Source organism: Exiguobacterium sp. KRL4 (assembly GCF_001870785.1).
Taxonomy (GTDB): Bacteria; Bacillota; Bacilli; order Exiguobacteriales; family Exiguobacteriaceae; genus Exiguobacterium_A.
Genome location: NZ_MOLV01000007.1, coordinates 1 through 24360, shown reverse-complemented (window position 1 = coordinate 24360; position 24360 = coordinate 1). Strand labels below are relative to the sequence as shown.

The following is a 24360-nucleotide window of genomic DNA, read 5'->3' as shown; positions in this document are numbered from 1 at the left end:
CATGAAGGAGTTTTTTTACTTATGAAATCATCAAACCGTTCGACCACATATATGCCCGGACTCGATGGTCTGCGCGCGTTCGCTGTCATTGCTGTCATTTTGTACCATCTGTCAGTACCCATGCTGACCGGCGGATTCCTCGGCGTCGATGTGTTTTTTGTCCTGTCGGGTTACTTGATTACCGGCTTGTTGCTCAGTGAGTGGCAACAGACCGGTCGCATCGACTTAAAACGGTTTTGGGTGCACCGGTTCCGCCGCTTGTTCCCGCCTCTGTTCGTCCTGCTTGTTCTGGTCCTCAGTTATGTCACATTGTTTGAACGGGACTTGTTGCATTCGCTTCGTCAGGATAGCGTGGCTGCCCTGTTGTATACGACGAACTGGTGGTATATCGTCCATGACGTCTCTTATTTCGAATCGTTCGGCAAACCGTCGCCGATTCAAAACCTGTGGTCGCTTGCGATCGAAGAACAGTTTTACTTCATATTCCCGATCGTGCTCAGTTTTGGGTTCGCATCGAAACGGCTGTTGCTCCGGGGAATCGGACTCCTTGCCCTACTGTCTGCACTCCTGATGGCGATTCTGTTTACACCGGGTACGGATCCAAGCCGTGTTTACTACGGGACCGATACCCGGTTATTTGCCTTGTTGATCGGCAGTCTGCTTGCCTTTGCTTGGCGACCGGAACGGTTTAAGAAAGAGATTCCGTCACGGGGTGTCCGCTTATTGAACGTGACCGGTGCCGTGATTGTCCCAGTGCTTGTTTTGCTGATGCTCGCGACAAGTGAGTACGGTCGTTTTCTGTATTATGGCGGATTTGTGTTCGTCGCTGTCCTTGCGGCGTTACTGATTGCTGTCCTTGCTCATCCGGCGTCTTTTTGGAGCCGGTTGTTCGCAGCCCAGTGGCTAATTGCCATCGGTAAACGGTCGTATGGACTCTATTTATGGCATTTCCCACTGATCACCTTGATGACGCCCATTGAACAAATCGGAACATTTTCCTGGCTCCGGAGTCTCGGGATTCTCTTAATCCTGGTCGTCGTGACGGAACTGTCCTATCAATTCGTCGAACGTCCGGTCCGCCAGCTTGGTCTCCTCGGATACATCCGGCAATTTCAGATTCACCCGCGGACCTTCCGGCAGTTTTCCCGGACGAAGTGGATTTCCGTTTCCCTTGCCAGTCTGCTTCTCCTCAGCTTCATCGGGAATTTATCGATTCTTGCCGTGTCGGATGAACCGGCTCAACAATCGATTCCGAAGGTCGCGGCGCCGCATTCAAAACCGGCACTTGTCAAAAAGCCGACGAACCCGGTGTCTGAGAAACGTACACGGTCGATGTGCCGCCCCACGCTCGCCATCGGTGACTCGGTTCTGCTCGGGGTCGAGGACTATCTCGGCAGTACGCTTCAACAAGTGACGATTGATGCAAAGCTTGGTCGCCAGCTTCGGGACGCCATTCCGCTCATTACGAAGTATGCGGCGTACAATCAAACCGACCATCAAGTCATCCTGCATCTCGGGACAAACGGCAGTTTCCGTCCCGAACAGTTAGAGGAATTACTCGACCGGTTCGCCAATGCCGATCAGGTGTACCTGGTGACGACACGGGTGCCGCGTCCGTGGGAACAAGAGGTCAACACAATGCTGAAGCAAGCAGCTGAACGCAAACGGGTGTCGCTCATTGATTGGCATGCCGTTGCCGTCAAACATCCGTCGTACTTCGAACAGGACGGCGTCCACTTGAACATCAAAGGTGCCCGTGCCTACTCGAAACTGCTCGCCAAAGCGACCGGGTGCGCGACCACAACAAAATGACACAACACAGCCACCATTCTCCGTCAGTCGAGAAAGTGGCTGTTTTAGAGCGTATAAACAAGTCCGATGTAGAGCAGGCTGACACCGAGCAGACTGAACAGGCAGCCGAGCACCAGCGGCAATCGCTTTTGATACGTGAACACCAACAGAAAGACGGAACTGATTCCAAGAGCAAGGACAAGCCCGTTTGACCACAACAACGTTTCCGCTTCAATTAATGGTAAGACCGGCTGCTCTAAATTACTGAGTGTCGCACTGGCCAAAAATACGCCAAAAATCATGACACTTTCGAAGCGCAGACCCAGCCGCGGATCAAACGGTTCTGTTTTCTGAAAACGTCGCTTGACGAGCGTTCCGTTGATAAAGGCATAACCGAGCAACGGGATGAGCAAGAGGTGTTTCAGCAATAACGCTTGCCCATACGGCAGATTCCATACATTTCGGTATTCGCTGATTGGTATACTCGGACGCATCAAAAAGAAGCCCGTCACGACAACACCGACAAACAGCACCTGCGCCAATGGACTGAACCAGCGTAAAAACGAAGACCAGTTTTTAAAATCCCGGGCACCCCATCCGACGACGAACACCACTCCAATCCAAAGCGCCATCAGACTAAAATGACCGGCTTGCAACATCAGACCCGGCACGCCGTGTTTGGCTGCCGCATGACTGGTTCCCGTAATTCCAAGAAACAATGGAATCGTCAAGCCAACAAGCAGCCACCGTTTGGTGAAGACAAGTCGTTTTATACATAAGATGATGGTTGCCATCAGTACTGAAAAATACACAATCAAAAAAGAATGACCAATCCGGACGTCAAACAGACTGGCCCGTAAGGCGTCTCGCACCGGCAAGTCCAGTTCGTGACGGAAGTAGACGAACACCCGTCCGAGCGGCAAACTGGTTCCGATGACGATGCTGATCAATGCGAATAATGCCAGTCCATCCAGTGCACCCAGTGATGGTTTTTTATCCGGTGCGATAAACAGTAGAACGAGTCGTCCCGCCCAAAACGCCCCACCCAGATAAACGAGCAGTTCGCTGACGATTTCGATCATGACCGTTTACGACGGCGGAGTAATAACGTCGTCACGATGATCGCCAGTACAAGTCCTGCGACCAACCACGGTAAAACAGTCGGGACCACACCCGGTGTAAAGGATTCCGCTGATTCCGTCGGGACAATGCTCGCCTGTTCGGTGTCAACTGTTGTTGCTGCTTCTTCGACCACTTTTGGTTCCGCAGTGACCGCTGTTTCCGGGGTCATCTCAAATTGGATCGTCCCTTCGACCGGGTGACCGTCTTCTGAAATCAATTTCCAGCCAATCCGATATGTGCCAGTTTCTAGTTCCTGTTTCAAGACAGCACTCAATTCGTTGCCGATAATTAACGGTTTTTCCAGGGTAACGATTTCTCCTTGAGCCGTTTTCAGTTCGAGTGTGCTTGTTTTTTCAATCGGTGCATCAAACGTCAGGCGGATCCGTTCCAGATTTTCGGTCAGGACCGCTCCTTCTTTCGGATTGGATTGTTTCAGCGTCGTATGGGCTCCGACTGAAAAGGGATGGACGAATAACAAAACAAGGATGAATACAAGGGACCATTTCATGCCAATCTCCTCCTGATTTCAGCAAAATGTGTAGAAAAAGACCCGCTGTTTCCAGCGGGTTCGGTTGTCCGATTATTGTTGTGAGCGACGTCCGCGAAGTCCGAAGAATCCGAGGATCGAAGCGGCTGCGATTCCGAGTAATGACCAGAGGATTCCCGCTGAAGATTGTGCTTCAGCTGCTCCACCAAGACCGGTGTTCGGCATTCCGGCCGGGCTGCCTTGGAATTTATCCGGGAACTGATCGACGATCGCTGTCGCTGTCCCTTCACCGACTCCGTACATGTGACCGTAGGCTTCACGGATCGCCGGGTACGTTTTGTCGTAATCTTTTTCATTGTAGCTGTTGAACGCCAGTAACAGTTGATCGATGTGGACCTTGAGTCCTTCTTCCAAGTCTTTCGACTTCAGGCGTCCTTCCGTTGCGGCATCGAGGAAGGCGGCTTGTTCGACGCGGTACTCATCCAGTTCCTGAACGGCCATGTCGCGTGCTTCCTCGTCTTTCGCGCCTGTTGCTTTGACATAATCGACGAAGTAGCCGATGTGGCTCGACCAGATCTTCTTGAACTCTTGTGCGGCTTCGCTACCGTACACCGACCCGATCGAAGCGGACAGATCGTCTGTATTTTCGTTCAAGGCACCGGCCGCTGCGTCAAAGTCCTTCGCACCGTCAATTCCTTTTTGCATCGTCAGAATCGCAAGCGCTGCGTGTTCTGAAAAGTTTCGGTTCAGTCCGGCACGGAGATCTGCTGCCGGTGTATCGACTTTCGTATTTTTGAATTTATCCGAGTATTGATCGACGATGGCACCGGACAATCCTTCACCCACCATATACATATGCTCGATGGCGATACGCAGGTTGCTGTACGTGGCGTCATAGTCGCCCGCGACATAGCTGTCAAACGATGTCAGCAGTTGCGTGATATGGACTTTCAATCCACCTTCTAAGTCCGCTGCTTTCAGACGGCCTTCTGTTGCCTTGTCGAGGAAGGCCGCTTGTTCGACGCGGTATTCGTCGAGTTCTTTTAAGGCTTTTTGTTTCGCGTCCTCATCTTTGGCACCCGTCGCTTTGACATAATCGACGAAGTAACCGATATGGCTCGACCAGATTTCCTTGAACGCTTCGCCCGCTTCATCCCCGTAAACGGATCCGACCGCGGCCGAAAGATCATCTGTATTTTGACTCAAGGCACCTGCTGCCTGATCGAAATCTTCTTTTCCGTCAATTCCTTTTTGCATCGTGACGACCGCTAAATACGCGTGTTCAGATAAAAGCTGATCAAGCGTCGCTCGCAGATCCGACGCCGGCGACGAGACATCAAGGGAAACCTTACCCGAACTGTGGGACATCTTACTGTGATCTTCATGACCATGGGCACTGACGCCTGCTGCTGGAACCAATAATGCGGCACTGAGTGGAACGGCGAGATACGATTTTTTCATCTTCATCTTGTGAACACCCCTTTGATTTTTTGGACTACACAGAGATAACGTAAGCAGTTCACAAATAGTTTTAGATTTTTACATTTTTTATTTAAAATATTTTTATAAGGAAAATATTTGGGCGAACCCTACCAAAAACACCTCTTGCCGACGCACGTCAGGAAGAGGTGTTTTGCGATTAATGATGATGCTGACCACCAGATGTTTTTGGTGCTTGTGAGTGATAGTATGCTTGTGCTTGTTCCAGTTCTGCTTCTGAGACGTCACCGACTTGAATCAGCGACTTGGGCGTATAGACCTGATCGCCGACATGGACCATCCCGTTGACGACATACACACCTGCTTTTTTGAACGGAATACTACTTACATAATGACCGTCTTTGTTTTCTGCTTCAAACGTCTCCGTATCGTCACTTCCAATTGGCGTGACTTGCACGTGGACGATCTCAATGTCCTGCGGATTTTCAACTTCAACCGCGACCGTCGTGCGCGTATCGGCTGCAATTTTCTCTGGCGCATAAAGTCCGACCTTCATCATCGGAGATGCTGCTTTTGTTTCAAACTGGCAACCGGCAAGGAAAACAACACTACTCACTACTACACTCGTCATAAACAGTCGTTTCATGCTGCAAGCTCCTCCTTGTCATGACGGCGTCGATTAAAAATTAAGAAGTCGAGCACGATGATGATGATGACCGATAGAGCGGCCAGCGGCATCGTCAGACTGATCAATAAAATCAAACCGGCAACGATTTTTTGAACACGTCGGTCGACGGTCCGTTTCGGTGCTGTTAATTTGCCAGCTCCGTTACGGCGTTTCCACCATAAGACAATTGAGCTGAAGACGATGAAAATTAAACCGAGACAAAGCACCAGTCCAACGAGTTGATTCAACAAACCAAACAGTTTTCCTTCATGGAAACCAATCCCCATCGAAATCATTTTCGCAAGCAATCCATAATCGGCAAACGCCACGCTCGACAGGATTGTACCCGAATATTGATCAAAGTGCATTGTTTTCTCCTGCATCGGATTACTATGTAAGGAGGAGATCGTATAGACACCCCGTTCTCCTTGCGGGAGTGTGATTTGATACGGCTTGACGATGCCGCGTTGTGTCGCTGCCCGGTCCACTTCTGACACGGTTATCGGGATCGGTTTAGCCGGACCTGAAGTTGGGACGACATCATTTTGTGTCGCCCACGGAATATCCGCCGCGATGTCTTTCGTGACTACTTGCGACGTCAAAGTCTCATCCGGTCCATACGCGTATTGCGGGAAATTGGAATTCGTTTTCGTCGCGATTGTATTGATCCACTCTCCTGCGACACCCGACCAGGCAAGTCCGGAACCAATGATCAGAACAAGTCCAAGCGTCGACCAGATCGCGACCGACCCATGAAGTCCTTTCCAAAAGTTCCGTTTCCCGTCTTTCTTTTGAAAGGACGGGAACAATACCCGTTTGAAACTTCCTCGTTCACCACGCGGCCAAAACAGATAGGTACCGGTAATCAATAGAATGATCGCCCAGCTTGCCGCAAGTTCGACGAGCAAGTTCCCGACTTTACCGGCAAACAATTCCCCATGGATTGTCTTGATGAATCCAAGCGGACCTTCACCAAGCCGTTTCCCGGTGACTTCCCCTGTATACGGATCGACATAAACAAATCCGGCTTCTTCACCAAACATCGTACCGATCCGTGTCGTTCGATCGGTTTCTTTGAATTGTCCGATGGATGAGACCGTCGCTTCCGGATACTTCTTGTTGACTGCCCGAACTTGTTTTTCTAAAGAAACCCGTTCTCCGGACTCTTCTGTAAATACCATTTCGCTGTAAAGCCTGTCTTCAATTTGTGGTTTAAATAAGTAAATCGACCCCGTGACGGCAAGTATGATAAAAATGGGTGCAAAAATAATGCCTGCATAGAAATGCCACCGCCACATCGACTGGTACCAACTCCGTTGTTTTTTCGAAGTTTGATTCCGTTCTGTCATCGTATCCCCCCTTTTGTCCCCCAAAAATATGTCCACCTCGTGAACACCAATTAAGTATAAGCGGTTTCAAGATCTGTAAATTCTTCGGACTGTGGCGATTTTTTGCCAATCTGGTGATATCTCTACGTATTAATTAAGTAACTTCACCATTAAAATCCACATCGTTTTTTCACTCTTATATAGGAAAATACTTACTTTCCCTACAAGTCGACTTAATGATTTTGAAATCATTTCATATTTTTTAAGCTTTTTTAAATCCAATTAGAATCCGGGGGCGTATGCTGTTCAGAACGATACAGACAACAACTACCAAATACATGTTAGATACACCCAAATTTGAGAGGATGATATCAAGATGAAACATACTAAAAAATTCGCAGCAACAGCCATGGCAGCAGCACTCGTATTACCAGGAACGGCAGCATTCGCTTCTGGTGGCGGAGATGAAATGAAACATGAGGACGGCGCGAAAAACGTCACAGTCAACACAAAAGCCGCTGACCTTCGTGCGACACTCGACCAGTTACTTTCTGAGCACTTCGTGCTCGCCGTCATGGACATGAAAAAACAATATGACGGATCAAAAGATGCTAAGTATTATGAAGCAGCACTTAAACAGAACGCACTCGACATGACACCAGCGATCGCATCGGTCTACGGTGAAGAAGGCGCGAAACAGTTCGAGAAAATCTTCGTCGACCATAACAAATACACGACAGATCTCGTCAAGGCCGTCAAAGCAGACGACCAAGACGGCATCAACGCGTCAAAAGCGGAAACGGAAGAGTTCGTCCAAGACCTCTCGAGTTTCTTAGATACAGCAACAGAAGGTAAATTGCCGAAGGCAGCAGCGGAAGAAGTCCTCCGTACGCATGAAGCAGACGTCTACAAAACATTCCAACAATATGCAGCCGGTGACTACGAAGGATCGTACAACACGTTCCGCGAAGGCTACAGCCGCATGTATGATATCTCAAAAGCCCTCTCAGTCGCAATCACAACACAGATGCCTGAGAAGTTTGACAACACGAAAGCCGACACAAAAGCAGCTGACCTCCGGTCAACACTCAACAGCCTCGCCGCTGAACACGTCGCTCTTGCGAACATCAGCATGACGGCTGGCGTCGATCAAGCGAAAGACTACGATGCAGCGAACTGGGCGGAAGATATGCACACAGCGGACTTCAAAGCGGCCATGAAATCCGTTTACGGTCAAGCGGGTGCGGATCAGTTCGAGCAAGTCTGGACGAAAAACCATATCGAAGCACAAGCAAACCTTGTCACAGCAGCGATCAACGACGACAAGAAATTGATGGGTGACGCACAAGAAATGCTCAAAATGTTCTCAAATGACTTCGGTGCCTTCCTTGGCGCAGCAACGGAAGAAAACCTTCCGACAAAAGCGGCACAAGAAGCAGTTTCTGGTCATGAGACATATGTCCAAGATACGTTCATGCAGTATGTCGAAGGCGACTACAAAGGATCTGCTGATACGTTCCGTGAGTCTTACGCTTACATGTACGGCGTCGGTGCGAACCTTGGTGAAGCGATCGTTAAACAATCACCAGAGAAGTTCATGGACGGTACACCAGAATCAATGCCGAACACAGGTAACGGCGGCATGAGCGACAACAATACAGCAGCAACGACTGGCGCAATCGCACTCTTCGGTCTTGCTCTCGGAGCAGCTGGAATCGTGCTTGCACGTAAACGTCAAAACGCATAAGAATGGATCATCACAAATGTCCCCCTCAGAAACGACTTCTGAGGGGGACATTTTTATGTAGAAAATACTTCATCGAATGCGGTGTTTCACCAGGATCCGATAAAGTTATTCCGTGATGTACTTCTCTTCTTTTTTTAGGCGATTGCGACGTTTTGCGTGCACGACACCTGAAATGATGATCGCCAATAAAGCCGCCATAATAACAAGTACCATACTTGGATTTTCACTTAACCATATCCCTAGTTCCGACCATGTGACAGCTTCTCCGATCCGAACAATCAAAAAGGTCCATAAACCGGTATAGAGACCTGCCGCAGCGAATGTCATCGCTAAATAACGGGGTAACGGATAACCAAGTAATCCTGCGACGTAATGAATCGGATGACGGACACCCGGTAAAAAGAACGATAAACCAATCGCCCATAAACCACGGCGCTCCAAAATCGACTCTGCCTGCTCTAAAAATTTTGATTTCATCAAACGTTTCACGATCGGAATCTCACGGAAAAAACGGGCCAGCAGATAAAACCAGGCAAAGGCAATGAAAAAGACCGGCCATGCTGTCAACCAAATCAAAATCGGATGAATGCCTTCTCGTATTCGTAATGCGACATGCCCCATCATCAACACATCATCCGATAAAGGGGTAAACATAATTCCGCCCGCCAACCGAATCAACGCCATAATATCCATTACCTTCTCACTTCCCTCTTTTTCTCTCTATACTAAAGTATGCCCGATTTTTCTGTAGTTGAGCCCTTTTCTTTTCTTAACTAGTTCTTATCTTTTGGTCATCCGCCCAAAAAGTGCTTTCGATTTTCATGTACCATCAGGCTTAGAAACGGCTGTACTAATTGGAATTATAGTAGGTAGTCTCGTCACCGAACACTTCGATTGGATCGTCTGTTCTTTCGTGACGTCCAACGGCATCTTCTCAAACAACTTTGCTCTAAGCGGAGTCGTTTTTTCGTGAACGGATTCAGGGGAAAAGAAGGAATTTCGTTTGGAGTACGAGAAGGTAGTCTAAGAACATAACTGCTGAAACGATAGAGGAGGAATTTCCATGTTACATCGCCGGAAGACCTATACGATTCGCCCGGAACGACTGCAGGAATTTACCGAGTTCTTTCACACGTATCTCTACCCTTTACAAATCAGCCACGGTGCCCGTCTTGTCGGTCGCTGGGTGAACGAAGCAGAAGATGAAGTCATTGCGATCTGGGAATATCGTGATCGTGAACATTACGAACAAGTCGACCGGGACGTCCGTGGCAGTACACTGCGCCGCGAAGCGATGAAAAAACGCGCCCGTCTCGGAAAAAACCTTTATATTAAATCAACGGAAGACTTTTTGACCGCGACAGGTGTCTATGCCCCGCCGCGTGCCATCGTCAGCGTCACCGCCTATATTACGAATGAAGCCGGGGAAGTCTTGCTCGTCCGCAATCTACATCGCGGAGATACGTACGAGATGCCGGGCGGCCAGGTCGAAAATCATGAGTCGATTCTTGACGCCGTCAAACGCGAAGTCAAAGAAGAGACCGGTGCTGACGTAACGATTGACGGTATCACAGGCATTTATCAAAACATCTCGAGTCACGTTCTCTGTGTTGCATTCCGCGGTACGTATACAGGCGGCGAACTCCGTCCTCAAGAAGGCGAAACGGCGGAAGTCGGCTTTTTCCCTCTTACCCGCGACAACATCGATTCCTATATCAAACGGGAACACTTCCAGTTGCGGACGCTTGATGCGATGGATCCGCATTACTTCCCGCATGCCCTTTATAAAGTCCGTCCTTATGAATTGATCAGCCGTTATGATGGCAATGCACCGTCAGCTTTGTCCGGTCAAAATTAAGAGACGTCAAAAAAGCGATTTCGTCATCGAAATCGCTTTTTTCTATGGAGTCATCAGGCTTGAGCCATTAAACGGGCAGTGATTCCGGCATCATCTGTCACGTAAATCGCATCCTCTTGGCGGTTGACTTCATACGGTGATTGATCGAGTGCTGCGACTGCCGTTTCACGCGAAGCCGCGTCCGGATAAATTAACGTCCAGTATTTTAAGCCAACTGCATCGCCCGGTGTTTTCGGTGCATCCACCCCTGCCCAGACGTTTGTCCCGATATGGTGATGATAGCCGCCGGCAGCCAGGAACAATGCCCGCATGCGTGACGCGTCTGCGGCAACATCAAAACCAAGCGTCTCGACATAAAACTTACGGGCTGCTTCCAGTGACTTGACGTGAAAATGGACGTGCCCCATGACGGTCTCCACCGGCATACCGTACCAGTCTTCTTCGCCTGCTTCGACGAGCATACTTTTCCAGTCAACCGGATCCGTCGTCATCTTGACGTCACCGTTCGCTTCATACGTCCACGTCTCACGCGGACGGTCGGTATAAATTTCAATCCCGTTTCCGTCCGGATCCGATAAATAAAACGCTTCGCTGACGAGATGATCCCCTTGTCCAAGTTCAATCCCTTGGGCGATCAAGTTGCGGATGACGAATCCGAGCTCTTTTCGGTTCGGCAATAAAATCGCGAAATGATACAGTCCCGCCACCGAATTTTTCGGGAGTAGTTTCGCCGTACTATGTTGTTCGAGCACAACGAGCGGCGTTGTCTTGGCTCCAAGTGTTGCCTTCTGTTCGTCTTGTTTTAAAACGTTTAATCCCAGTGCATCCCGGTAGAACGTAATCGATTGTTCCAGATTGGTAATTCGTAAGCTGACCGGTCCGAGTGTAATGTTTGGATCGATATTCATTTTGTTTCCTCCTCATGGGTTCGCTTCGTGTGTTCATTATCCATCAGGAGCGACCGGAACGGAAGTAGGCACTAAAAGGTGGTATAGTATCCTAAACGATACCATGAAGGAGGTCTACCGATGGAAGAGACACCAAGCTGCCGCGTCGAGACGGCGCTCGAAATCCTGACCGGGAAATGGAAACCGTCGATTTTGCTCGAACTGATTACCCACGGGACGCTCCGCTTCAGTGAACTGAAACGGAATCTCCCGAACATCACGCAAAAAATGCTGACAGCCCAGCTCCGGGAACTCGAGCTGAACGATATCGTTCACCGGGAAATCTATCAGGTCGTCCCGCCGCGAGTTGAATACTCGCTGACGGATTACGGAAAAACGTTGATTCCTGTTCTGAACGCCATCAACGCCTGGGGCGAAAAACACGTAGAACATTTGGCGCAGAAAGACATGCTTCAAGATACGACACCAACACTTACTTCTAGTACAAGCGATTCATTTTAATGGAATCGCTCTTTTTTATGGAATAATATCCCTTATTTCACGTATACTGACGGAATAGACTATATAAGGGAGCGAGCCCCATGCATCAACTTCATGCGATTGAACAGTTAGTAGCACGTTTAAGACAAGATCCGGCTGTCGAAGCGATTTTTTTGAAAGGTTCATTTGGACGCGGTGAAGAAGATGTCTATTCGGATATCGACCTTTACTGTTTAGTATCCGAAGAGCGGATGGCGAAATTTCTAACCCGTCGGCTGACGCATCTGTCTGTTTATCGTCCGATCATTTGGAAAGACGACATCTTCATTGTCGCACCGCAACTGATCGTCGTGTACGATGATCTCTTGCATGTCGACCTGTTTACGGTGACCCGCGAATCGTTGAATCATTCCGATACGATTCGTGTCTTATATGATCCAAAAGGACAACTCGAGACCTACATCGACATGTCGTCTTTGACACTTACGACAAAAGAAGCGGAGAATGAAGCGATCGATGCGGTCTGGTTCCTGTTTCAGTACCAAAAAGCAGCCGGACGCGGGAACGCGCTATGGGCAGTCGAAATGTTGCGGAGCGCGCTGATCAAATTTGCCAAAGTCCTTTTGCACCGGTATGTTCCTGACCGGGCGCAACTCGGTTTAAAAACGGTTCCTGACTATTTACCGGAATCTCCACGTCTACGTCTTGAAGCGATTTATAACGTCCTCGTCCCGGCAACGCATACCGAGGCGGCACGTCTCTACCGGGAATTCTTACAGGAAGAACGGCCGCACTTGCAACAGATGCTGATTAATCAACCGGACACGTTACAGTTACTCGACCGCTTGCTCGAATCAAAACAAATCTGTTAGACAACATAGGAAAAGCCGGCTTCCTCCTAAGGGAACCGGCTTTTTATGCGCTTACTTCACTTTAATGACAATTTTCCCTTTAGCATGACCTTCTTCTCCGTAGTCATGTGCTTCTTTGATTTGATCCAAATCAAAAATCCGATCGACAACTGGTTTCAACTCTCCCCGTTCCACTGCTTGGGCGATATGTTGAAGCCGCTCGCCTGTCGGTTGCATGAAGACATAGGCGACACGGGCATCCGCCTGTTTCGCCTGTTCCTCGTCCGGTGGTGTTGAGATCGAGACAAGCATCCCGTTTGGCTTGAGCATCTGGTACAGCTTCGCTTGTCCATCGCCGCCTATCGTATCAAACACAAAATCAAGATCATGGACAGTTTCTGCCGGGTCTTGCTGTTTATAGTCGATGACTTCGTCTGCTCCGAGTGCTTTGACCCAATCGACGTTTTTCGTACTCGTCGACGTGATGACGTGTAAGCCGTGTGCTTTCGCGAGCTGAATTGCAACTGTTCCGACACCGCCTGAACCTGCTCCGATAAAGATTTTATCTCCCGCTTTTGCATCCATCACTTCAAACATGACCTGCCATGCCGTGTGGGCGACGAGCGGTAGTGATGCTGCCTCTTCAAACGTCAGGGCTTCCGGTTTCTTGACGACAAGATGAGCATCTACCGCTACATATTCGGCGTATGTGCCTTGGCGGGCGATGTCCGGCCGACTGAAGACTTCGTCGCCGACCTTCAAGTCTGTCACGTTCTCTCCGACTTCTTCGATGACACCGGACACGTCCCAACCGATGACGAGCGGCATATCGTAACTGAGCATCTCTTTTAAGTATCCTTCACGCAACTTCCAATCAACCGGATTGACACTTGCTGCATGCACCGCAATCAACACGTCATCGGCTCCGACAATCGGACGGTCCAGTTCCCCCACTTTAAATTGTTCCGATCCACCGTACTGTTCAATATAGGCTGCTTTCATGTCATTTCCTCCTCTGATTGTTGTACCTCTTAGTTGTTCCCCATCAAGACTTGTGACAAACGAAAAAAGTGCACCGACTCTTAAGAATCGGTACACAGGTGTCAGGCATGGGCCGTCTGTTGAAGGGTTAATGCGGTTTCGTTTAGTGTATGAATCGCTTGCTGTAAATCACCAATTTGTTCGACTTGTGACCGTGTCAGTCCCGATAGTTGATCACTGCTCGTGAGTAACAGATCCATGAAGGCGTCGAGTTGTTCGGTCGCCTGTGCGATATTCGAAAGACTATTTGTAATCGTCGCGAATTGTTGCTGCGCACCGCTGATCGCCTGAACGGAATCATTGGAGTCTGTCGCAATCGTCTGCAAGGCGGTTTGACTCCGTTGCATCCGCGCTTCCTGCTCCCGCAGTAAGTTGGTGCTGGCATCAATCGAATTACCGGTCTGCATGACATCACGATCAACCCGCTCGATGATCTGATTGATTTCCGTCGAGGCGGCTGCCGTCTGCGCGGACAAATTCCGGATTTCCTGGGCGACGACGGTGAACCCTTTCCCGAACTCACCGGCACGTGCCGCTTCGATTGAGGCATTTAAGCTCAATAGATTGGTTTGTGTCGCAATCGCATTGATGCTCGAGGTGATGCTGACGATCTCTTTGAAGCGTCCGGCGAGATGTCCAAAGGCGGTGACCGATTCATCCATGCTTTCGGTTAATTGCTGCAACGACTCTCCGGCTTCGCTGATGGTAGCCTGACTTTGCTCCGCCGTGACTTTCGATGATGAACTGAGGGCAAGCGCCCGATTGACGGCTGTCGCGACATCCGTCATCAACGCGACGTTATCCGTGTTCATCCGTTTAATCTGACGGACGGATTGGGCATTTTCCGACGAGTTAGCGGCTAACATCTGCATCGCCTGATCAATTTTCTCAAATGACACTTTCGCCGTATCGACGGTTTCACTCATTCCTTCCGTGAACGTCGTGACATCGGTTGCTGTAGCGGCTGATTGCTCAAGCGTCAGCTCAGAGCTTGCTGCGTAATGCTCTGCTTTTTCTTGTTGGCGTTTCACTTCCCGCATGACATTTCGTCCGAAGACAGCAACAAACGTGGCTGCCGAAAAGACCATCAAATAGATGACGAATGCGACGATCATATCAAACAGATTCGAAAACGTAATAGTTCCAAACACTGTAAAGAGGATCAGCTCCAGCAATCCGAGCAAACCTGCCACTACGACTAAATGGGGAATGAGGTAGATGACTGAAATCGTTAAATACAGATAAGCAATCGTCCAAATACTTTGAGTTGGCACGGTCACAAGGACAAGTGCCAGTACAAGATAGGTCAATACGATTTGAATATATTTTCCGCTGAGCTGATCGCCCAAAAACCGATTTCCACCCAGCAAAGCGACCGTAAGTAACAGACCTCCGACCAAAAATTGATAAAATACACTCATGGGGACATAGTCCAATTGAACAAAAATAAAAATCAAGGGATGTGCGATTGTAATTAATGATGCAATGAGACGAGAAAGAATTTTCGTACTCAGTCGTTCAAGGGGTGAGACCATCTGCAAAACTCCTTCGGTTGGATTCGTACACTTTCTTATCGTCCAATTTTGAAATGACGTTTAGTCTCCATGAAAATTTTCATGGCTTGACGCTTGATTTCTGAAAAGCGTATGGTGAATACAAAATGGACAGAAAGGCGGCTTCAGATGTTATATGTATTAGTCGGGCTGGCTGGTATCCTTGGTGCTTCTGCCCGTTATGGTCTCAGCCTTCTCATCACTCATTTTGCAGTCGGAACATTTCCATGGGCGACGTTAAGCATTAACCTGATCGGCTGTTTCGTCTTAGGATATGCGACGCACTTTTTATTTAAGACGGCGTTGCTTCATCAATACGCGATGACAGCACTCGGAACCGGTTTTGTCGGTTCCTTTACAACCTTTTCAACGTTCAGTGTCGAATCCGTTGAACTGTTACGGGCCGGTTTTTATGGTTACGCCTTTGTGTATATCGTCATCAGTTTGTTCGGTGGATTGTTGATGTCTTATCTCGGCTACGCCCTTGGGACAAGACGGTTACGTCTGTTTCAGAAGGAGGACGCCTCATGAATCTTGTTGCTCTTGCGACCGGTGCCTTTTTTGGCGCTATCAGCCGATTTGCCATCAGCCAGTGGACCAAAACGATTTGGAAAAAAGATTTTCCGCTGGCGACATTCGTCATCAACACCCTCGGTTCTTTTTTACTCGGTCTCGTCATCGGTTCGCATCTTGATTCGACATGGACGTTATTGCTCGGAACGGGTTTTCTCGGCTCCTTTACGACGTTTTCGACTTTTAAACTCGAGACACTGCAACTCGTTCAGAATCAAAACAGAAAAACGTTGGCCCTTTACCTTGGACTCAGCTATCTTCTTGGTATCAGTGCCGCATTTTTAGGAATCATTGTTTCATTGAACATCTAAAAAGAACCAGGACTTGCCCCGACACATGGGAACAAATCCTGGTTCTTGTTCGTTCTTATTTTTTAGTCATTCAGCCAGAACAAGCCGACCGTTTCTGCTCCGGCATGTGTTCCAATCGCTGGACCAAACGTTCCGTCGAGGACGGTCAGTTCCGGAAACTTCGCTGCGACTTGTGCACGCAAATCCGCTGCCATCTCTGGTGCCATCGTCGTCGCGACATAAATCCGGTTTTTATAAAACGTATGCTGACGCATCGCTTCTTCCACCTGTTTGATGATTTCGATGTAGGCTTTTTTCAGTGATCGTGCCTTTTTGAACGGGACGATTTTTCCTGATTCATCCGTCGTGATGATCGGTTTGATGCTGAGCAGGTTCGCAAGGAACAAATCTCCGGATGATACACGCCCACCCCGGCGCATCGTCTCCATGTTCCCGACGATCATATAAAAGTGCGTTTTTTTCGCCAACGCATGTAAAGCAGCCGTGATCTCTTCGACCGACTTGCCTTCTGCTTCCAGCGCCATCCCGTAACGAATGAATTCCTGTTGGTTTTCAAACGCCGTATGCGAATCGATGATATGGACTGAGAAGCTCGCTGCTTCCGCTGCCGATGCCGAACTTTGGACCGTGCTCGACAGGCCATTCGTACAGTGAACGGCAATCGCACAGTCGTATCCTTCTTCTTTTAAGCGTTCATACGTCCCGACGAATTCCCCAAAAATCGGTTGTGAGGTCTTGGCGACTAACTTCTTGTCTGCCTCAAGCGCTCGGAATAACCGTTCGACAGTAATCGTATCTTCGTTGTATGCTGTCTCACCGAGCATGATTTGAATCGGTACGACATTGACGCCGATTGCTTCTGCCTCTTCCTTTTTGAAATAGGCCATACTATCGGTCACCCATGCTATTTTAGTCATTTTCCTATGCCTCCGTTAGATTCTTCTCGCTTTATCCTACCATACTCGCTTAGGTTGTTAGCAAAAAACGTTACTGGATCTGACTAAATTGGAAGGTCGTCCGTTTTTCATAGACTTCGCCTGCCCGTAAGACGACAGACGGAAAATCCGGTTGGTTGATGGCGTCCGGTAAACCTTGTGTTTCGAGGCAAATCCCGAGATACGGTGTCGCACGACGCCCGGCAATCGTAAAGTCACCGGCTAAATGATTGCCGGTATAGACGACGACACCCGGTTGATCGGTCTCGACACGCAACATTCGGCCACTGACCGGTTCTTCTAAAACGATTTCTCCGCCTTCTTTTAATAAAAAGGGATGATCGACACCACTACCGGCTTGTCGTAACGCTTCATCACTTGCATGTGTTACTTCGTATAACGACCGAGCTGTCCGGAAATCAAAGACCGTCTCGTTGACGGATAGAATCTCACCCGTCGGAACCGATTCATCGTCTAACGGAATGTAAAAAGGCGCATCCATCCGTAGACGGTGTTGTTCAATCGTCGTTTTTGCATTTCCCGTCAAATTAAAATACGTGTGGTTCGTCGGGCTGAACGGAGTCGAAGCCGTCGTCGTCGCGTGATACGTCAAGATCAACGCATCATCATCGGTCCAGTCGATCGTCAGCCGGACATTGAGTTGTCCGGGATAGCCGTTTTCTCCGTCCGGACTCGTCAGCAACAGGTGAAGTGTGTCACCGTCGATTTCATAATCAAAAAAGCGGTTCGACCAGTTGACGCTGCCACCATGCAGATGATGATCGCCTTCGTTTTGTTCGAGGATATAATTCATCCCTTCGAGCGCAAATGCTCCGTTGGCGATCCGACCACCGACCCGGCCAATCGTTGCCCCTAAATGATGCGGATCTTCTAAATATTCTTCGATATCATCAAAGGCCAAGACGACATTTTCGACCGTTCCCTGTTGATCCGGAACACGGATTGCCGTGATTTTTCCGCCTAAATTGAGTAGCTCTACGCTGTGTCCGCTACGATTCATCAATGTAAACGCGATGATCGGTTGCTCGCCGGAAGGACCGACTTCTTTTGTTGTAATCATGCGCTTTATCCTCCTGTGTCAATCTGCTCTTGCTTTCATTTTTACCCAGGATCGGCTAAAAAAAAACAATCATTCGATTCTACCGGGCAGAATCGAATGATTGTCAGGACCAATCGGTGGCGACGGGAAGGAATATCTCTAGCCGTGTCCCGTTACCCGGTCGTGAATGAATCATACAGCGTGCCGCAGTTCCATAACGCCGATGCAGTGCCCGCCGCAACAAAAATAAGTTGCTTGTTTCCGTCCGTTTGTCCTGCTCCCATCGCTTCAAAAATTTAAGTGGCATCCCGGTCCCATTGTCCGAGACTTCTACCACCCAATGCAATCCCTGTTGAAAGGCCCGGACATCGATCCGATGATGCGGACCACTTTGTGGAAAGGCGTGCCGTAACGCATTATCGACCAGTTGTGTTACAAACAACGGGAACACGAAATGTTCCTCGACGGCCGTCTCGATATCCAAATCAATCGTGACGGCCGCAGGTGTCAATGGATGATGACGCCGAATTCCTTCCAAGGATAGATACGATTTGAGCGTCAGCAGCTCTTCTCGTAAGGGATAGGCGTCGAGGCGTCGGGCCGTCATCAATAGTTGGCGAAGCGCTCCCAGTTGATGTTTGACCGGTGTACCGGGATCAGCCGTCTGATGAATCTCATCGATGATTCCAAGGAGGTAGTTCGTACTGAGGATCGGCTTGATCGTTGCACTCGGAAACTGTGCCGATTGTTCCTCTTGATAGGTGATGAGTTCGCGGGCAAGTAAGTCGACCAACTGTTCCATCGTCCGTTCCATCGTATCGTCAAATAAATCGGCCGGAAACCAGCAGACGATACCGGCTTTTTTACCTTCGATGTGTAACGGATGAAACGATACGACTTGATGGGTCAACTTGTCTTCTGACCGATAGATTTGTCCTTCCTCGACCCAGTCGAGGATGGTCTGATGCTGAAATAAATCCGCTGTATCCTGCCCCGTCCGGACATCAGCCAGAATTCCCTCCGCTCCAAGCAAGACGACACGATTGATTTTCGTTTCCGTCAGAATTGTCGCTCCGATCTGACGGGCGACATCGACCGTCATCCCGCTTTTACGCAACGGACGGATTGCGTCTAGCAAACGGTAGGAACGGGCCGATTCGCGAATGAATAGTTCTTGCTCCAGTCGTAATTGTGTCCGTAAGATCGCGATGAAGACACTGACTCCGACCACATTGGCAAAGAGCATCGGAAAGACCGCTTGACGCGTCAGCTCCAACACGAGTGCTTGATTCGTCGCAAGTATCAAGGCCACTCCAATATCGAGCAGAACGGCACTCAAGACGATTCCAATCGGTTGCAACAAGGAATAGCCATCCTTGACCCGCCACTGACGGCTGTATAATCCACTTAACAGTCCTGTACCGATCGCGATGATCCAACCGGACTCTGCGCCGAACGAACCGAGCCAAAATCGGTGAAACCCAACAAGCAGTCCCGTCAAACCACCGATGACCGGACCGCCAAGCAGACCACTCGTGACGATGATCGTCAACCGTGTATCGACGATCCACTGATCCGGTGCGACGGCTAAGCCGAGTAACGGGTCAATCGTTTGATCGGATGAAATCCCGATGCCTGCATAGTTCATCAGAATCCCGGACAGGACAAACAGACTCAATAAAATCAGACGATGGGCACGCCGTGAAGACGTTTGGAACAGGTGGCGTGACGTTCGCCACTGGGACAATAAAAAGGCCAATAAGGCTAACATACCTAACCGGCTGAGTAAAAACGGGATCTGCTCAAGCACTGGATTTCTCCCTTCTCGTCTAAAAAATCATCTTTTGCCTCTTTACTCTTTACTCTTTACTCTTTCCCGCTCGCCCCTCCATTTCCCTACTCCTGTTTTGATTCTTTGCACACTCTGATCGATTTTTAGTTTTCAACTGACGTCTTATACAAAAAAACGTCTTTCGCATAAGACGAAAGACGCTGTTTGTCATTCCGCTCGTTCGAGCGGATGTAACCACAATTTAATTTGATTGATTTGATAGTTTTCCATTTCCATTACTTCAACAGAAAAAGCTTCCGTATCAATGTGTTCGCCTGGTTGAAGATCGATATTATGCATTTGAATCCAACCACCGATCGTATCAACGTCTTCATCGTTCGTAAACGTCAAACCGAACCGGGCTTCAAGATCTTCGAGCAATACCGTTCCCGCAACCAAGTATTCATTGTTCGGCAACTCTTGAACCTCTTCGACCTCATCCGTGTCAAACTCGTCACGAATCTCACCGACGATTTCTTCGAGTAAGTCTTCCATCGCGACGATTCCGGCTGTTCCACCATATTCGTCAACGACCAGCACGATATGTGACCGGGTCTTTTTCATCTTCCGTAACGTATCTTGAAGTGATGTGACTTCCGATACGACTGGTAAATCCTTCACGTAATGTGTGACCGGATGGTTATTCCCGTTGGCGAAGTCCGTCAACATTTCTTTGACGTTGATGTAACCAAGAATCCGGTCTTTATCATTTTCTTCCGTGACCGGATAACGCGTAAACGGATTGTCCATGAAGATTTCCATCAGTTCATCTTTTGACAACCGTTCTGAAATCGTCGCCATCCGCATCCGTGGAACCATCAAATCTTTAACGACATGCTCGTCAAACGCAAACACGTTCTGCATGAGTGCAAGTTCCGTCTGATTAATTTCACCGCTTTGGAAACTTTGTGCCATGATGATTTTCAACTCATCTTCTGAGTGGGCTTGTTCGTGTCCAGCCGGTTTGACCCCAAATAATCCAAGGAACAGTCGGGCAGAGCCATTAAGTAACCAAATGAACGGGTACATGATTTTCCCGAAAATATACAGTGGACGGGCAAACAATAAGGTCATCTTCTCCGCATACTGAATCGCCAGTGTCTTCGGTGCCAGTTCCCCGATGACGACGTGTAAAAACGTCACGGAAACAAAGGCAATCCCAAACGACAAGAGTGTCGAAACAGATGCTGAAATACCGAACTCATCAAACACAGGGTGCAGGATTTTTTCGACAGTCGGTTCACCTAGTGCACCAAGACCAAGTGCCGTTACCGTGATCCCAAGCTGACAGGCAGACAAGTAATAATCCAGGTCACCGGCAATCTTTTTCGCTAAGATGGCACTTTTGTTTCCTTCCTGAACCATTTGATCCAGACGCGACATCCGTACCTTAACGACGGCAAATTCCGATCCGACGAAAAACGCGGTCAACACGATCAATAACACCACTAAAAATAAATTGATAAATAATATAGTATCCAAAATCCCCTAAACAGGGGTCACCTCCATTTTTTAGTTACAGCTGTGCAATCAAGGAAGCAATCAACGTTAAACGCCGCGACAATTCCAACCGAATCTCCTGTTTCTCAAAATCCGTAGCTGACATTAAACGTTGTTCAAGTCCGTTGACGGTTTCTTGAAGCTGCTTTACTTCCTGATAAATGACGTCACTCGTTTTCATTTCACGCTCGGTGAAGAAAGCAAGAATCTCTTGCAAGGACAGACGCTGTGTTTTTAAATACTCAATCTTTTGAATATGCTGAATGACATCTTCCGTATACAAACGATAGCCGGATGCTGTCCGCTCTGTTGTCAGTAAACCGAGCGATGTATAGTAGTCGATTGTCCGTTTTGATAAGCCGGTGGCCTCCGCGACCTGACCGATTTTAAGCAACGCCTTCCCAAAGATCCTCACCTCCCACTCCATTAGATAATATTTTTATCATAGCACTTTTAAACCGTACAGAACAACGTTATGCTTATTCGAAAAAACGAAAAACGTACCCTCATGACGAAAGGATACGTTTGAGATTCTGCTTTTGTTGATTGTTTAAAACGTTTGCTTACATCGTGACGGTTTCTTTGGCCGGTGTTCCGACGATCGAACGTTCTAATAGTTCAACGACGTCGTATGTTGCGACTTGCTCGTCGACTTCTTTTGCTTTCGTCCCATCGCTGAGCATCGTCAGACAGTACGGACAAGCCGATCCGATGACAGATGGTTGAACTGTCAACAGTTGTTCCGTCCGGGCGACGTTGACCCGTGCTCCGACCTTCTCTTCCTGCCACATCATACCGCCGCCGGCTCCGCAACACATTCCTTTTTCCCGGTTACGTTCCGTTTCGACAAGCGTGATGCCTGGAATCTTCTCTAAGATATAGCGTGGTGCGTCATAAATGTCGTTGTAACGACCGAGGTAACACGAATCATGATAGACAACGCGTTCCTTGACTTCATGCGTCGGTTTAATCCGTTGATCGTCAATCAATCGGGCGAGCAGTTCCGTATGGTGATACACTTCGACGTCCGGACTGAGACCAAAATCAGGGTATTCGTTTTTAAACGTATTGTAGGCATGCGGATCAATCGTGACGATTTTTTTGACGTCGTATTTCTCAAACGATTTGATGTTCGCTTCCGCGAGTTCTTGGAACAAGACTTCGTTCCCGATCCGGCGTGGTGTATCGCCTGAGTTTTTCTCATCGTTGCCGAGAATCGCAAACGAGATGTCCGCTTCATTTAAGATTCGTGCAAACGCCATCGCGATTTTTTGGCTGCGGCTGTCATACGAGCCCATCGCTCCGACCCAGAAGAGGTATTCGAACGCTTCGCCGGCTTTTTTCTTTTCCTTCGCTGTCGGAACAACAAGTTCTTCCCGCGTCTTGCGCCAGTTCTCACGTTCCTTCCGGTTCATCCCCCATGGATTCCCTTGGCGTTCGATGTTGGCCATCGTCCGTTGCATCTCTGGATCCATCTTTCCTTCCATCATCACGAGGTGACGACGAAGATCGATGATTTTATCGACGTGTTCGTTCATGACCGGACATTGGTCTTCACAGTTCCGGCACGTCGTACACGCCCAAATTTCTTCTTCCGTGATGACGTTGCCGATCAATGAATCCGGTACAACATCCATTTGACCCGCCGCGGCAAGCGAAGCAATCTGATTTCCCTGTGACCCTTCAAAAGCAAACGCCGGTCCCCACGGTGATTTTTGTGTGATGGCTGCCGTTTTCATATTCAGGTGATCACGCAGTTTAACGATCAAGTCCATCGGTGATAACATCTTCCCTGTTCCACTCGCCGGACACATATTCGTACAGCGCCCACATTCAACGCAGGCATACAGATCAACTAATTGCTTTTGATTAAAATCTTCGATCCGGTTAACACCAAAGCTGAACTCCGCTTCGTCATCCTCTGCTTCTTCCATAACGGACAAATCAATCGGTGTGATCCGTCCGACCTTTGATGTTCGTCCGAGCCAGACGTTGGCTGTTCCGGCAATCAAGTGCGCGTGTTTGCCTTGCGGAATGTAGACCATGAAGCTCAGCAAGAACAGTAAGTGTGCCCACCAGAAGAAGACGAATAATCCAAACGCCACTTGCTGCGGTACCCAGCTGAATAAGAAGGCAATCGCTGACGCCACCGGTTCCCCGAACGTCGAATGATTTTCGTAGACGAGGAAAAACCCGTTTCCGAACAAAACGGCGACCATCAATCCACCGATGAAGATCAAGGCGAGACCCGCCATGAAGTTTCGTTTTAATCGAACCAATTTTTCGACATAGCGACGGTAGAATCCCCAAACGACCGCAACCAAAATGACGAGCATGACGATTTCTTGGAAAAATGTAAAGATCGGATAAAGTGGTCCGAGCGGAATATGCGGAAAACGTTGTCCGACTGCAAGCCCTTTCCAAATAAAATCAATTGCCCCGAATTGAACAAGTAAAAATCCATAAAACATCATGACATGAATCGTGCCACTTTTCTTATCCTTCAACAGTTTCTTTTGTCCAAAGACGTTAACGAGAACAGCGTTGAGCCGTTCTTTGTTCGTCAGCGACCATTCCGCTTTTTTCCCCCTGCGAATCGCGTCATACCGACTTTTGACGAGTGTCACAAACAAATAACCTGCATAACCTGCGACGAGCAGGAAGGCAATCCAGTTAATCAGTAAAAATGTCCCCATGAAACAAACCCCTTTCCCCCTAAAGCCATTATTTGATATGAGTATAGCATATAATGAATGGCTATTCATTCATTATTTTAATGTTTTTTTCTGACGCGCTGTTAGATTGGGGGCCATACAAAAAACGTGTTGTTCTCTCTCGCTTTCCTCAGGCGAGGCGCAAGCCCATAGATGTCAACTT

22 protein-coding genes are annotated in these 24360 nt (G+C 48.6%); 7 read left to right on the top strand and 15 right to left on the bottom strand.

The annotated features are described in order from the left end of the window. Window positions 1–21: 21 nt before the first annotated feature. Window positions 22–1812: an acyltransferase family protein gene (locus tag BLD48_RS06150; protein ID WP_071499417.1), complete on the top strand. Its 1791-nt coding sequence runs from the start codon at window positions 22–24 to the stop codon at window positions 1810–1812. 44 nt (window positions 1813–1856) lie between these two features. On the opposite strand, the gene BLD48_RS06145 is transcribed toward BLD48_RS06150, so the two are convergent. From BLD48_RS06145 to BLD48_RS06125, 5 genes are all read right to left on the bottom strand, one after another. Further along, window positions 1857–2873 (bottom strand): copper resistance D family protein, encoded by a 1017-nt coding sequence (locus tag BLD48_RS06145; RefSeq protein WP_071499416.1) that lies wholly within the window; start codon window positions 2871–2873, stop codon window positions 1857–1859. Next, window positions 2870–3421 (bottom strand): copper resistance CopC family protein, encoded by a 552-nt coding sequence (locus tag BLD48_RS06140; protein WP_071499415.1) that lies wholly within the window; start codon window positions 3419–3421, stop codon window positions 2870–2872. The genes BLD48_RS06145 and BLD48_RS06140 overlap by 4 nt, the downstream gene beginning before the upstream one ends. Window positions 3422–3493: 72 nt before the next feature. Then, complete coding sequence (locus tag BLD48_RS06135; RefSeq protein ID WP_071499414.1) at window positions 3494–4867, bottom strand: copper amine oxidase; 1374 nt, start codon at window positions 4865–4867, stop codon at window positions 3494–3496. A gap of 172 nt (window positions 4868–5039) precedes the next feature. Then, entirely contained in the window at window positions 5040–5486 is a 447-nt protein-coding gene (locus tag BLD48_RS06130) for a hypothetical protein (RefSeq protein ID WP_071499413.1), read from the bottom strand. Continuing rightward, entirely contained in the window at window positions 5483–6856 is a 1374-nt protein-coding gene (locus BLD48_RS06125; RefSeq protein ID WP_071499412.1) for a PepSY-associated TM helix domain-containing protein, read from the bottom strand. The genes BLD48_RS06130 and BLD48_RS06125 overlap by 4 nt, the downstream gene beginning before the upstream one ends. 355 nt (window positions 6857–7211) lie before the next feature. Between BLD48_RS06125 and BLD48_RS06120 the strand changes: the two genes are divergently transcribed. Further along, a complete protein-coding gene (locus tag BLD48_RS06120; RefSeq protein WP_071499411.1) occupies window positions 7212–8582 on the top strand; it encodes a copper amine oxidase in 1371 nt (456 codons plus the stop codon). Window positions 8583–8687: 105 nt separating this feature from the next. On the opposite strand, the gene BLD48_RS06115 is transcribed toward BLD48_RS06120, so the two are convergent. After that, the gene (locus BLD48_RS06115) at window positions 8688–9275 is read right to left on the bottom strand and encodes a DedA family protein (protein WP_071499410.1); all 588 of its coding nucleotides are present in this window, start codon (window positions 9273–9275) and stop codon (window positions 8688–8690) included. 370 nt (window positions 9276–9645) lie between these two features. Here BLD48_RS06115 and BLD48_RS16040 point away from each other — a divergent pair, with 370 nt between their 5' ends. Continuing rightward, window positions 9646–10440 (top strand): NUDIX domain-containing protein, encoded by a 795-nt coding sequence (locus tag BLD48_RS16040; protein ID WP_083412252.1) that lies wholly within the window; start codon window positions 9646–9648, stop codon window positions 10438–10440. 53 nt (window positions 10441–10493) lie between these two features. Here the strand turns inward: BLD48_RS16040 and BLD48_RS06105 are convergent, their stop codons facing one another. Next, the gene (locus tag BLD48_RS06105) at window positions 10494–11348 is read right to left on the bottom strand and encodes a VOC family protein (RefSeq protein WP_071499409.1); all 855 of its coding nucleotides are present in this window, start codon (window positions 11346–11348) and stop codon (window positions 10494–10496) included. 120 nt (window positions 11349–11468) lie between these two features. On the opposite strand from BLD48_RS06105, the gene BLD48_RS06100 reads away from it, so the two are divergent. Further along, on the top strand, window positions 11469–11849 hold the full coding sequence (locus BLD48_RS06100; protein WP_071499408.1) for a winged helix-turn-helix transcriptional regulator: 381 nt from the start codon (window positions 11469–11471) through the stop codon (window positions 11847–11849). A gap of 80 nt (window positions 11850–11929) precedes the next feature. After that, entirely contained in the window at window positions 11930–12700 is a 771-nt protein-coding gene (locus tag BLD48_RS06095) for a nucleotidyltransferase domain-containing protein (protein ID WP_071499407.1), read from the top strand. 51 nt (window positions 12701–12751) lie between these two features. Here the strand turns inward: BLD48_RS06095 and BLD48_RS06090 are convergent, their stop codons facing one another. Beyond that, entirely contained in the window at window positions 12752–13681 is a 930-nt protein-coding gene (locus BLD48_RS06090; RefSeq protein ID WP_071499406.1) for an NADP-dependent oxidoreductase, read from the bottom strand. Between the two features lie 101 nt (window positions 13682–13782). Continuing rightward, complete coding sequence (locus BLD48_RS06085) at window positions 13783–15141, bottom strand: methyl-accepting chemotaxis protein (RefSeq protein WP_236629953.1); 1359 nt, start codon at window positions 15139–15141, stop codon at window positions 13783–13785. A 261-nt stretch (window positions 15142–15402) separates the two neighbouring features. Here BLD48_RS06085 and crcB (BLD48_RS06080) point away from each other — a divergent pair, with 261 nt between their 5' ends. Together crcB (BLD48_RS06080) and crcB (BLD48_RS06075) are read left to right on the top strand one after the other, a co-directional pair. Then, window positions 15403–15804, top strand: coding sequence for a fluoride efflux transporter CrcB (crcB, locus tag BLD48_RS06080; protein WP_071499404.1), 402 nt, complete (start codon window positions 15403–15405; stop codon window positions 15802–15804). Continuing rightward, entirely contained in the window at window positions 15801–16157 is a 357-nt protein-coding gene (gene crcB, locus BLD48_RS06075) for a fluoride efflux transporter CrcB (protein WP_071499403.1), read from the top strand. The genes crcB (BLD48_RS06080) and crcB (BLD48_RS06075) overlap by 4 nt, the downstream gene beginning before the upstream one ends. Before the next feature lie 62 nt (window positions 16158–16219). On the opposite strand, the gene BLD48_RS06070 is transcribed toward crcB (BLD48_RS06075), so the two are convergent. The 6 genes from BLD48_RS06070 to BLD48_RS06045 all read right to left on the bottom strand — a co-directional run bounded on the left by BLD48_RS06070 (window position 16220) and on the right by BLD48_RS06045 (window position 24179). Next, on the bottom strand, window positions 16220–17074 hold the full coding sequence (locus BLD48_RS06070) for a DegV family protein (RefSeq protein WP_071499402.1): 855 nt from the start codon (window positions 17072–17074) through the stop codon (window positions 16220–16222). 70 nt (window positions 17075–17144) lie between these two features. Further along, a complete protein-coding gene (locus BLD48_RS06065; protein WP_071499401.1) occupies window positions 17145–18173 on the bottom strand; it encodes an aldose epimerase family protein in 1029 nt (342 codons plus the stop codon). A 103-nt stretch (window positions 18174–18276) separates the two neighbouring features. Next, entirely contained in the window at window positions 18277–19962 is a 1686-nt protein-coding gene (locus BLD48_RS06060; protein ID WP_071499400.1) for a LytS/YhcK type 5TM receptor domain-containing protein, read from the bottom strand. A gap of 189 nt (window positions 19963–20151) precedes the next feature. Further along, complete coding sequence (locus BLD48_RS06055; RefSeq protein WP_071499399.1) at window positions 20152–21465, bottom strand: hemolysin family protein; 1314 nt, start codon at window positions 21463–21465, stop codon at window positions 20152–20154. 34 nt (window positions 21466–21499) lie between these two features. After that, window positions 21500–21898, bottom strand: a complete 399-nt coding sequence (locus BLD48_RS06050; protein WP_071499398.1) for a MerR family transcriptional regulator — start codon at window positions 21896–21898, stop codon at window positions 21500–21502. Between the two features lie 148 nt (window positions 21899–22046). Next, complete coding sequence (locus tag BLD48_RS06045; RefSeq protein ID WP_071499397.1) at window positions 22047–24179, bottom strand: (Fe-S)-binding protein; 2133 nt, start codon at window positions 24177–24179, stop codon at window positions 22047–22049. Window positions 24180–24360: the final 181 nt, after the last annotated feature.

What these genes read in the sequence shown, in the direction of transcription:
- BLD48_RS06085 (WP_236629953.1), bottom strand. Translation starts at nt 15,141, where the DNA reads ATGAGTGTATTTTATCAATTTTTGGTCGGAGGTCTGTTACTTACGGTC.
- BLD48_RS06125 (WP_071499412.1), bottom strand. Translation starts at nt 6,856, where the DNA reads ATGACAGAACGGAATCAAACTTCGAAAAAACAACGGAGTTGGTACCAG.
- BLD48_RS06070 (WP_071499402.1), bottom strand. Translation starts at nt 17,074, where the DNA reads ATGACTAAAATAGCATGGGTGACCGATAGTATGGCCTATTTCAAAAAG.
- BLD48_RS06095 (WP_071499407.1), top strand. Translation starts at nt 11,930, where the DNA reads ATGCATCAACTTCATGCGATTGAACAGTTAGTAGCACGTTTAAGACAA.
- BLD48_RS06130 (WP_071499413.1), bottom strand. Translation starts at nt 5,486, where the DNA reads ATGAAACGACTGTTTATGACGAGTGTAGTAGTGAGTAGTGTTGTTTTC.
- BLD48_RS06115 (WP_071499410.1), bottom strand. Translation starts at nt 9,275, where the DNA reads ATGGATATTATGGCGTTGATTCGGTTGGCGGGCGGAATTATGTTTACC.
- BLD48_RS06100 (WP_071499408.1), top strand. Translation starts at nt 11,469, where the DNA reads ATGGAAGAGACACCAAGCTGCCGCGTCGAGACGGCGCTCGAAATCCTG.
- BLD48_RS06105 (WP_071499409.1), bottom strand. Translation starts at nt 11,348, where the DNA reads ATGAATATCGATCCAAACATTACACTCGGACCGGTCAGCTTACGAATT.
- BLD48_RS06135 (WP_071499414.1), bottom strand. Translation starts at nt 4,867, where the DNA reads ATGAAGATGAAAAAATCGTATCTCGCCGTTCCACTCAGTGCCGCATTA.
- BLD48_RS06150 (WP_071499417.1), top strand. Translation starts at nt 22, where the DNA reads ATGAAATCATCAAACCGTTCGACCACATATATGCCCGGACTCGATGGT.
- BLD48_RS06140 (WP_071499415.1), bottom strand. Translation starts at nt 3,421, where the DNA reads ATGAAATGGTCCCTTGTATTCATCCTTGTTTTGTTATTCGTCCATCCC.
- BLD48_RS06145 (WP_071499416.1), bottom strand. Translation starts at nt 2,873, where the DNA reads ATGATCGAAATCGTCAGCGAACTGCTCGTTTATCTGGGTGGGGCGTTT.
- BLD48_RS06120 (WP_071499411.1), top strand. Translation starts at nt 7,212, where the DNA reads ATGAAACATACTAAAAAATTCGCAGCAACAGCCATGGCAGCAGCACTC.
- crcB (WP_071499403.1), top strand. Translation starts at nt 15,801, where the DNA reads ATGAATCTTGTTGCTCTTGCGACCGGTGCCTTTTTTGGCGCTATCAGC.
- BLD48_RS06090 (WP_071499406.1), bottom strand. Translation starts at nt 13,681, where the DNA reads ATGAAAGCAGCCTATATTGAACAGTACGGTGGATCGGAACAATTTAAA.
- BLD48_RS16040 (WP_083412252.1), top strand. Translation starts at nt 9,646, where the DNA reads ATGTTACATCGCCGGAAGACCTATACGATTCGCCCGGAACGACTGCAG.
- crcB (WP_071499404.1), top strand. Translation starts at nt 15,403, where the DNA reads ATGTTATATGTATTAGTCGGGCTGGCTGGTATCCTTGGTGCTTCTGCC.
- BLD48_RS06045 (WP_071499397.1), bottom strand. Translation starts at nt 24,179, where the DNA reads ATGGGGACATTTTTACTGATTAACTGGATTGCCTTCCTGCTCGTCGCA.
- BLD48_RS06065 (WP_071499401.1), bottom strand. Translation starts at nt 18,173, where the DNA reads ATGATTACAACAAAAGAAGTCGGTCCTTCCGGCGAGCAACCGATCATC.